The organism is Glycomyces sp. NPDC046736 (assembly GCF_040645615.1).
In the GTDB taxonomy this organism is placed as follows: domain Bacteria; phylum Actinomycetota; class Actinomycetes; order Mycobacteriales; family Micromonosporaceae; genus Glycomyces.
Genome location: NZ_JBEYYO010000023.1, coordinates 23,843 through 32,294, shown reverse-complemented (window position 1 = coordinate 32,294; position 8,452 = coordinate 23,843). Strand labels below are relative to the sequence as shown.

Genomic DNA, 8,452 nt, shown 5'->3' with positions numbered 1-8,452 from the left:
CCTTGGGTGTTAGCCGCGTGGTGCTCCTCGCAGGGCGGACCCTCCAGTCGCTGGCACGGCTCCACTTCGATCTCGCACCGCTGCTCGCCGTCGACCACCGCATCCGCCTCCGGTACGCGCTCCACGGGGACTCCGACCGCCGCCCGCACGCCGAGCGGCACGCCCTCAAGCTCGGCATCCCGCTCACCCCCTGGAAGATCGCGATCGGCGACCACCCCGACCTCGTGGTCTCGGCCAGCGCCGACCCCGAGCTCTATGAGGCGGACGCCCCGCTGGCCCTGATCCCCCACGGCGCGACGTACAACCGGGTCCTCGACGGCTTGTCCGGTGCGGCGGGGACCGCGCGCGAGCAGGTACTCGGACCCGGCGGTCAGGTCCCGGCGCTCATGGCGATGCCGGGCCGGGCCGCGGTCGGGCAGCTCGCGACGGACTGCCCGGAGGCGCTGGCGAGCGCGCGGGTGACCGGTGACCTGTGCATGGAGCGGATGCGGACGAGCACGCTCATGCGCCGGGTCTACCGCGAGGCCCTGGGTGTCGGCCCGCATCAGCGGCTCGTGGTGGTCTCGTCCACTTGGGGCCCGTATTCGCTCACCGCCGCGGACCGTTCGCTGCCGGAACATCTGCTGTCGCGGCTGCCCGCGGACGAATTCAGAGTGGCGTACGTGCCGCATCCGAACATCGACGCCGATCACGGGGGGATGCTGCTCGCGTATCTGCGGCCCGCGCTGCGGAACGGCCTGATCATGGTGCCCCCCGAGGAGGGCTGGCGGGCGGTGCTGGTGGCGGCCGACTGCGTGGTCGGGGATTCGGGTTCGGTGACGTTCTACGCGGCGAACTTGGGTGTGCCGGTGTTGTTGGCGGCGTTCGCGTTCGAGGAGATGGCGGCGGGGAGCCCGCAGGAGGCGTTCGGTCGGGAGACGGCCTGGCTGCGCCGTGAGGACGATCCGGCGGCGCAGTTGCGGGCGGCGATGAGGCGTGGACCCGTCCGGTCGGCGAGCCTGGACGCAGCCTGGACCGAGGAGTCGCCCGGTCCGGCGGCGCTGATCCTGGCCCGGCTCTACGAGCTGCTCGATCTGCCGGGCGAACGAGTGGAGCCGGAGCTGCTGGCACCACCGCTGCCGATTCGGGATTCAGGTCCGTTGCGGGCTTGGCATTGCGATCTCGCCTTGGAGCGAGGCGCGGGGCCGACTCGGGTGGTCGGGGTGAGGATGCCCGCGTCGCGTCCGGTCGCCGAGGGCCTGTCGGAGGGCGCGCATCTGGTGGCGGCGCAGTCGTGCCTGGTGCGAGCGCTTCGGGCGGACGCGGAGGTGCTGGTGTTCCATGACGCGGTCGTGTCGATGGAGGAGGTCGGAGCGCTCGCGTCGTCGGTGTTCGCCGACCACCGGGGGTGCGCGCTGGTGAGCGCGCGGGTCGGCGCGGACGAGGGCGTGGTCGTGTTCCGGGACGGACGCCGCTTTCGGTTCGGTTGCGGCGGTGCGTTGTTCGACGTGGTGCCGTCCGCGGTGCTGCTCGTGGGCGCGGCCGGCCCGGTGGCGCTGCGGCTCGGGGAGGCCGAGGCGCTGGTCGAGGTCGTGGAGGTCTAGGACCCTTTCCGCTTCGACTCCTCGACCAGTGCGCGGACTTCGTCCACGGCGGGGTCGCGAATGGACTCGTAGAGTTCCAGGGCGCGTTGCAGGTATTCGGTTCGCCGGGGCGGTGGGCTGAGACGCGCGAGGTCGAGCCAGCCTGCGGCGGCGGGCTGCGGGAGCTCTTCGTCCTGCGCGTTGTCGAGGGCGGCGAGGACCTGTTCGGTCGCGTCCGGTTCGCCGCGTTCGAGGGCGAACAGGCTCGCTTCGATGTGGACTTCGACGCCGGTGCGGGAGTCGCCAGCGGCGCGCAGGAGGTCGGCGGCGCGGTCGAAATGCTCGGCCGCTTCGTCGGGCCTCCCGAGGGCCCGGTGGCATTTGGCCAAGAACCACAGTTGAAGGGCCACGACGCGCGGGTTGGGCGCGCGTCGGTCCTGTTCGCGGGCGTTGTCGAGTGCTTTCGCGAACCAGGTGAACGCCTCGTCGTGGCGTTCGCGTTTGAGCGCGAGGCGGCCGGTGAATTCGAGGCCGGTCCCGGCGAGCGCGAGCATCTGGTCGGCGACCTGGGGATCGGGGTCGTCGAGGTGGGCGTCGGCGAGTTCGCGGATCTCCGCGAGGACGTCGGCGGCGGTGTCGAAGGACCTGGCGTCGTTGAGGGTCTGCGCGAGGAGCAGCATCATGCGCAGGCGCGCGACCTCGTTGCGGTCCTTGACGGCGGCCTGGGCCGCGAGGCGGTAGCAGCGTTCGGCGTCGTCGTAGTTCCCGTTGGAGGTGAAGTAGGCCCACAGCGCTTCGGCGAGGGCCCAGGTCTCGAAGTGCCGGCCGCGGGCCGAGGCGGTCTCGACGAGGTGCACCAGGTTGCGGCGATTGGACGCGAGCCACAGGCGCGCTTCGACCTTGGTCGCGAACTCGAGGCCGTCGACGCCGGGGATCGGCTCGGGGCAGACCCGGTACCGCTGGCCCATGGCCTTGTGGTCGGCGTTCTGCGCGGTGCGCAGGTGCCATTGGAGGATCTGGTGTTCCTCGTCAGTCATTCGGGCCTCCGATGTCGGTGCCTTCGGGTCGGTACTGGACGCCCCAGATCCCGGGCTTGAGTTCGTAGAGCAGTTCGTGCGCTTGGAGTTCGGCGACCGGGTCCTCGCCTTCGGGGGCGTTGCGCCGGAGCCAGTGCAGCAGCGACTCATCGACGCCCGGGTCGGGGAGGGTGCAGAGCGCTCGGTAGAGGCGCTTGGCGCCGCTGCTGATCGAGTCGAAGGCTTCGAGGAACAGGCGCTCGTCGGCGTGCGCGGCCGTGAGCTCGACGAGTCTTTCGACGCTGAGGGCGCCGGATCTGACGATGCCTCCGGCGCGGCGGAGCTTCCCGGGGAAGCCGCCGAAGGCCGCGACGAGCGCCTGGTTCACTTCCGCCGGAAGCTTTTTGGAGCGTTCGAGCAGTTCGAGCGCGTGGGCGGCGTCGAGCGGCGGGAGTTCGAGTTCCACTTCGTCGTCCAGTTCGAGGCCGGTGGAGGTGAGCACGATGCACCTCGCCTGGGATTCTTCTGGACAGAGCCGTTCCACTTCGCCTTTGTTGCGCGGCTCGTCGATGACCACGAGCAGCCGCAGTTCCGCGAGCAGCGAGCGGTAGTGCTGTTCGGACGCGCCGGGCGCGTCGCTGACGCGGCTGACGCCGAGCCGGTCGAGCGCGGCGGTGATCTCGCCGACCACGCCGTGCCTGCGCGGCAGCAGGTGCAGCACGCCGTGCGGGAAACGCACGCGGTTGCGGCAGGCAGCCACGCCCGCGAAGGTGCTCTTCCCGGCGTGCTTGGGGCCCTTGACGACCAGCGGCGCGGGGTTCGGTTCGGCCATCCACGCCGCCGCGAAGTCGAGGCGCTCGGCGTGGTTGGTCCAATGGCGCGGCTCGCCCCACAGGTCGCGGGGAATCGGGGTCTGCTGTTGGATGTTGACCGTCGTGCCCTGGACGAGGTTGCCGTGGACGACGTTGCTGGACACCACGCCGTCGCTCATCGGCGCTCCCGGGGCCGGGCTGGGAAGGACATCGCCCGATCTTCGCACATGTCGCCCTTCCGCGCGTCCCGCGGCGGGGACGGTGGTCGCGTCGCGGGACTGCGCGGTCTACTCTGGGTTGCAGCTCCGAAGGAGGACACATGGACCCGTTGTTGCTCTCGATCGCCACAGCCGCAGCTGGAACGCTCGCCGGTGAGGCCGCCAAGGGCGTGGTCGCGGCCGGGCGGTTCGTGAAGGACCGGTTCGCCAAGGACCCCGAAAAGGAGCTCGCGATGCTGCGGGCCGAGACCGGGCGGGTGCCGGTCGAGACGCTCGCGGCCGAGATCGAGGCGGCGTGCGCCGCCGATCCCGAGTTCCACCGGCAGCTCGGCGAGCTCGCGGGACGCACCATCGAGATCACCCAGGTGAACCAGGCCGGGCAGCACGTGAAGTTCCAGAACAACTTCCACGGCGGCGCTCCCAAGCAGGTCATCCAGGGCGACACGATCAACATCGACCACCTGAGCTGACGCGGGCTCTGCTACGCTCCCTCACCCATGAACCCTCCCCTCCTGCTCATCCGCTCCGTGCTCGTCCGGGTCCCGGCCCGCGTGTGGCTCTGGGCGTTCCTCGTCGCGATCCTCGGCGACCTCGCGGCGATCGCCGCAGGCGTCGACGAGGCCCGCTGGGTCACCAAGCCCGCGTTGACGATCGCGCTCCTGGGCTACCTGGTCGTCTCGGTCTCCCCCGGTCTGAAGCAGGCCCGGTGGTTCGGCGTCGGGCTGCTGTTCGCGTGCGCGGCCGACATCGCGCTGCTGGTCGAGGGCACGCCCGCGTTCCTCACCGGGATGGCCCTGTTCGGGGTCATGCAGGTCGTGTACACCGGTGTGTTCGCCAAGCTCGGGGCGCTGGCGGAACTGCGGCGGCGCTGGGCCGTCCCGGCGTGTTACCTGGCGTTCTGGTTGGGCGCGAACATCATCCTGTGGCCGGGCCTGGGCGCTCTGGCGGCACCAGTGGCGGTGTACAGCCTGCTCCTGGTCACGATGGGCGCGGTCGCCAGCGGGCTAGGGCGAGTCGTGGGGATCGGCGGGCTCCTGTTCGTGGTCTCGGACCTGATCCTCGGGATGGGCGTGGCCGGTTACGACTTCCCCGGTTCGCATTTCGCGGTGATGTCGACGTACGCGGCCGCGCAGCTGCTGCTCACCGTGGGCACCGTTCGATTGCTCGGACCGCTTAAGGTCAGGGCATGAAACGCGTCCTGACCGTGCTCGCCTTCATCGTGGGCGGCTACTTCATCGTGCGGGCCCTGGTCGAGCCCTTCGTGATCGACTTCGGCGACCCGGCGAGCTACCGCGACGACTGGGGCGGCCCCAGCCTCATCGGCGTCCTGGCAGTCCACATGGTCCCCGGAATCCTGGCCGCGATCCTCCTGGTGCTCTTGGTGAAGCGCCTGGGACGGCGCCCTTTGGACGAGACGGTCGAAGACGCCCTCGACGACTGACCCGGGAGCCACCCCTTGACCTCGCTCCTCAACCTCGCCGCCCTCCTCGCCTGCGCGCTCGTCATGGCCGCGTTCGTGCTGCCGGCCCGGCGGGGCTGAGGTCGGGCCGCCGGGTCCGAGGCGTTGCCTGAGCCGGTCGCGTCGCTTCCGGCTCAGGCGTCAGGCGATGTCGATTCGCTTCAGGCGCTGCGTCGCTCTCGTCAGGACCACGTAGGCGACGCCGGGGCCGTGCGAGCGGGCCACGGATTCGAGGTCGACGGCGATGACCGCGTCCCATTCGAGGCCTTTGGACTCCAAGGGGCCCACCAGGGTCACGCGGTCGTCGTGGATGATCTGGGCGAGTTCGGTGTGGCGGTGGTAGGGGGCGATGATGCCGACCGTGCCTTCGACGCGTTCGAGGGCTTGGGCGACGGCTCCGGCGAGTTCGGGTAGGAGCGTGTCGGCGGCGACCGTGGCCTCTTCGACCGGGACGTCGGTCTCGCGCACCGCTTCGGGGAGGTCGATCGAGCGCAGGCGCGGGGTGGCCCAAGCGGCGGCGTAGTCGAAGACCTCTTTGGAGTTGCGGTAGTTCTTGGTCAGGTGGAACTCGTGGACCCGGCCCGAGGGGACGGCGCGGCGGCGGGCGTCGGCGCTCTCCTTGGGGCGCGGCCAGCTCGACTGGGCCTCGTCACCGACGATCGTCCAGCCCGCGGCGCGCCCGCGACGGCCGAGCATGCGCCACTGCATCGGCGAGAGGTCCTGGGCCTCGTCCACGATCACGTGCGCGTAGTCCTCGTAGAACGCGTCCCGCGCCTGGCGTTCGGGCCGGTCGTAGTAGCGGTCCTGAGTGGTCGAGACCTCCTGGATGCCGTCCCAGGAGCGGATGCGGTCCCGCCCCCTCGGCTGGCGCTTGACGCCCAGGAGCAGCCGGAGCTCGTCCAGCAGCGCCACGTCCGGGATCGAGAAGTCGGTCTCGCGCAATGAAGCGGCGACCTTCTCGATCATGTCGTGCTTGAGGTGGCCTTCCCCGGCGGACGCGAGGCGGCGCGCGTCCCCGGCCCAACCGAGGACCTCGGCCGGGTCGAGGTCGGGCCACCAGTGGTCGAGGAAGGTGAGGAACTCCCCGCGCGAACCCACGTCGCGCGAGAACTTCGCCGGTTCGGCGTCGGGCAGTACCGGTTTGATCTTGCGCCACAAGGCGACCAGCAGCGCGCGGCCGGCCTCGGTCTTAGCGAGGTTGGGGCGCGGCTCCTTCTCGAAGACGCGGGCGCGCGCGGCGGCGAGCTCGGCGGCGTCGAGGCGGAACACGTCGCCGCGGTAGACGATCCGCAGCTCGTCCGGTGCCCCGGGCGGGGTCTGTCGGGCCAGGCGGCGCAGGATCGGGAGCATCACGGTGCCGCCCTTGACGGCGGCCACGTCGGGCCGGTCCTGGCGCGCGGCCTCGACCCCGGCGTACAGCTCGCCGAGGGAGTACAGCGCGGCGGTCTCCTCGCCGAGGCTGGGCAGGACCCGCCCGATGTACTTCATGAACACCGCCGAGGGCCCGACGACCAGGATGCCCGCGGCCTCGTAGCGGTTGCGGTCCTGGTAGAGCAGGTAGGCGGCACGGTGGAGGGCCACCACGGTCTTGCCGGTGCCGGGGCCGCCGGTGATGACGGTCGCGCCGCGGCCGGGCGCGCGGATCGCCGCGTCCTGCTCGGCCTGGATCGTGGCCACGATGTCTCTCATGCGCCCGGTCCGCTTGCGGCCCAACGCGGCCATGAGGGCGCCGTCGCCGATCACGGGCAGGCGCTCGGCGGCGTCCTCGTTGAGCAGGTCGTCGCTGATCTCCTCGACCGAACGGCCGAACGAGCGGATGACGCGCCTGCGCGCGACCTCCTGGCGGTCGACGGCCGTGGCCCGGTAGAACGGGGCCGCGGCCGGAGCGCGCCAGTCGACCAGGAGCGTGCGGTACTCGTCGTCGCGGACCCCGAGGCGTCCGATGTGGCGGACCTTGCCGTCGTCGAAGTCGAGCCGCCCGAAGACCAGGCCCTCGTGCTGGGAGTCGAGGTCGGCGATGCGGCGGGCCGCGCGGTAGACGAACACGTCCCTCTCGTACTGCGCGCCCGGCACGGTCGCGGCCAGGTGCGCGTACCCGGCGTCGCGGTCGCCCACGGCGTCGGCGCGGAGGATGTCGACCCGGTCGTAGACGCGGTCGACGAACTCCTGCTCGATCGCCATCTCCTGCTCGGGGGTGTTGGCCGGATCGGGTTCGGGCACGGCGTGGGTCGTGTCGACGTCCTGGGGGGCGTCGGCGGGGCCTGGTTCCTGGGACACTGCGCTCCTCGCTCGAATTCGAGAACGCACCAGCCTAGCGCGCCGAGACGAACACCGTCCGCCGATCGCGGGCCGGACGCGGCCGCGACACACCCTCAGGCCGCCAGGACCGCCTGAGGCCGCTTGCGGCGCAGCCACAGTTCCATGAACAGCAGGTTGAGCACCACCGATCCCACGATCGAGGCGACGTAGGCGACGTCGAACAGCGCCTGGAAGTCGCCGCCGTAGACCGAGTCGAGGAACGGGACCTGGACGGCGATGAACAGTCCGAGGTAGATCCGCAACGTGACGGCCGCGAAGGTGGCGGCCATGTTGCGCAGCATCCACCGCTCGTGCTGAGCGAAGTCGCGGGCGCGCACGGCCCGATAGGCCCGCAGGACGCGCTGTTCTCGGCGCTGCGGCGGATCGCGCAGGTCGAGATGTCGGGGCGCACTTTCAAAGCGAGAGAACGGCAACGGCCCGAACCCGAGGACTGCTAGTCCTCAAAGGAATCGATTAGGGCAGGCGGCTCGAATCGTCCGTCCACTTTCATGCGCTAATGGCAATGTCTGCACTTGTCGGGTTTTTGACTTCGCAAGTCGATTGGGTGGTTCTACACTGTTTCCAACGCACCTGGTGGCGGGGCGGCGAAGACCAAGCCTGCTCGACGAGAGACTTTGCCGCCATCACCAGGAGGCCGCCGGCCGAAGTGGGGTAGGCCGGCGGCCCGCGGCGGGGCTCCGGCTACCTGGCCCGGTGCCCCGCCGCCCCATGACGGCGGTGCAAAGATCCGACGAACGGCACTCTCCGAACTCACGACAGCGCAGATTCATGTTATTATTAATAAGCTTCGGCGACGGGCCGAAGCGCCTCCCAATGAAGGGAGGTGACACATGTCAGATGAAGAGGTCTATCGCGAGGACCTCGCAGTCGCGATCGAGATCGCCGGGCACCGGCTAGCTACCAGTGCAGACCGGTGGATGATCACCGACCGCGACTCAGGCGAGACGGAGTACTACACGACTCCGATTGACGTAGTACAGATGAAGAAGATCTACCTACGTTATCTCGCTTAGGCATGTGCCGCCGCTCCCGCGCCGATTCGGCGCGGGAGCGCCCGTCACACGTT

At 70.4% G+C, this 8,452-nt stretch carries 10 protein-coding genes; 6 read left to right on the top strand and 4 right to left on the bottom strand.

Going from position 1 to position 8,452, the window contains the following annotated elements; genetic code table 11:
• On the top strand, positions 1-1,583 hold a 1,583-nt coding region (locus AB0B28_RS20070; protein WP_360123543.1), incomplete at its 5' end, for a hypothetical protein.
• Here the strand turns inward: AB0B28_RS20070 and AB0B28_RS20065 are convergent.
• Positions 1,580-2,599 (bottom strand): tetratricopeptide repeat protein, encoded by a 1,020-nt coding sequence (locus AB0B28_RS20065; RefSeq protein WP_360123540.1) that lies wholly within the window; start codon positions 2,597-2,599, stop codon positions 1,580-1,582. The genes AB0B28_RS20070 and AB0B28_RS20065 overlap by 4 nt on opposite strands.
• On the bottom strand, positions 2,592-3,569 hold the full coding sequence (locus AB0B28_RS20060; RefSeq protein WP_360123537.1) for a hypothetical protein: 978 nt from the start codon (positions 3,567-3,569) through the stop codon (positions 2,592-2,594). The genes AB0B28_RS20065 and AB0B28_RS20060 overlap by 8 nt, the downstream gene beginning before the upstream one ends.
• A 140-nt stretch (positions 3,570-3,709) precedes the next feature.
• Here AB0B28_RS20060 and AB0B28_RS20055 point away from each other — a divergent pair, with 140 nt between their 5' ends.
• From AB0B28_RS20055 to AB0B28_RS20045, 3 genes are read left to right on the top strand one after another with little or no spacing between them, the layout of a single operon-like run.
• On the top strand, positions 3,710-4,078 hold the full coding sequence (locus AB0B28_RS20055; RefSeq protein ID WP_360123534.1) for a hypothetical protein: 369 nt from the start codon (positions 3,710-3,712) through the stop codon (positions 4,076-4,078).
• 27 nt (positions 4,079-4,105) lie between these two features.
• On the top strand, positions 4,106-4,798 hold the full coding sequence (locus AB0B28_RS20050) for a lysoplasmalogenase (RefSeq protein ID WP_360123531.1): 693 nt from the start codon (positions 4,106-4,108) through the stop codon (positions 4,796-4,798).
• Entirely contained in the window at positions 4,795-5,049 is a 255-nt protein-coding gene (locus tag AB0B28_RS20045; RefSeq protein WP_360123528.1) for a hypothetical protein, read from the top strand. The genes AB0B28_RS20050 and AB0B28_RS20045 overlap by 4 nt, the downstream gene beginning before the upstream one ends.
• Before the next feature lie 159 nt (positions 5,050-5,208).
• Here AB0B28_RS20045 and AB0B28_RS20040 read toward each other — a convergent pair whose 3' ends face one another.
• Together AB0B28_RS20040 and AB0B28_RS20035 are read right to left on the bottom strand one after the other, a co-directional pair.
• Positions 5,209-7,344 carry a UvrD-helicase domain-containing protein gene (locus AB0B28_RS20040; protein ID WP_360123525.1) on the bottom strand — a complete coding sequence of 712 codons (2,136 nt, stop codon included), beginning with the start codon at positions 7,342-7,344 and terminating at the stop codon, positions 5,209-5,211.
• 95 nt (positions 7,345-7,439) lie between these two features.
• On the bottom strand, positions 7,440-7,667 hold the full coding sequence (locus tag AB0B28_RS20035; RefSeq protein ID WP_360123522.1) for a hypothetical protein: 228 nt from the start codon (positions 7,665-7,667) through the stop codon (positions 7,440-7,442).
• Positions 7,668-7,676: 9 nt separating this feature from the next.
• On the opposite strand from AB0B28_RS20035, the gene AB0B28_RS20030 reads away from it, so the two are divergent.
• Positions 7,677-7,823, top strand: a complete 147-nt coding sequence (locus AB0B28_RS20030; RefSeq protein ID WP_360123519.1) for a hypothetical protein — start codon at positions 7,677-7,679, stop codon at positions 7,821-7,823.
• Between the two features lie 393 nt (positions 7,824-8,216).
• Complete coding sequence (locus AB0B28_RS20025; RefSeq protein WP_360123516.1) at positions 8,217-8,399, top strand: hypothetical protein; 183 nt, start codon at positions 8,217-8,219, stop codon at positions 8,397-8,399.
• Positions 8,400-8,452: the final 53 nt, after the last annotated feature.

Excerpts from the sequence above, each read along its gene's own strand:
- AB0B28_RS20045 (WP_360123528.1), top strand. The coding sequence starts at position 4,795 with ATGAAACGCGTCCTGACCGTGCTCGCCTTCATCGTGGGCGGCTACTTC.
- AB0B28_RS20035 (WP_360123522.1), bottom strand. The coding sequence starts at position 7,667 with ATGCTGCGCAACATGGCCGCCACCTTCGCGGCCGTCACGTTGCGGATC.
- AB0B28_RS20065 (WP_360123540.1), bottom strand. The coding sequence starts at position 2,599 with ATGACTGACGAGGAACACCAGATCCTCCAATGGCACCTGCGCACCGCG.
- AB0B28_RS20025 (WP_360123516.1), top strand. The coding sequence starts at position 8,217 with ATGTCAGATGAAGAGGTCTATCGCGAGGACCTCGCAGTCGCGATCGAG.
- AB0B28_RS20060 (WP_360123537.1), bottom strand. The coding sequence starts at position 3,569 with ATGAGCGACGGCGTGGTGTCCAGCAACGTCGTCCACGGCAACCTCGTC.
- AB0B28_RS20050 (WP_360123531.1), top strand. The coding sequence starts at position 4,106 with ATGAACCCTCCCCTCCTGCTCATCCGCTCCGTGCTCGTCCGGGTCCCG.
- AB0B28_RS20055 (WP_360123534.1), top strand. The coding sequence starts at position 3,710 with ATGGACCCGTTGTTGCTCTCGATCGCCACAGCCGCAGCTGGAACGCTC.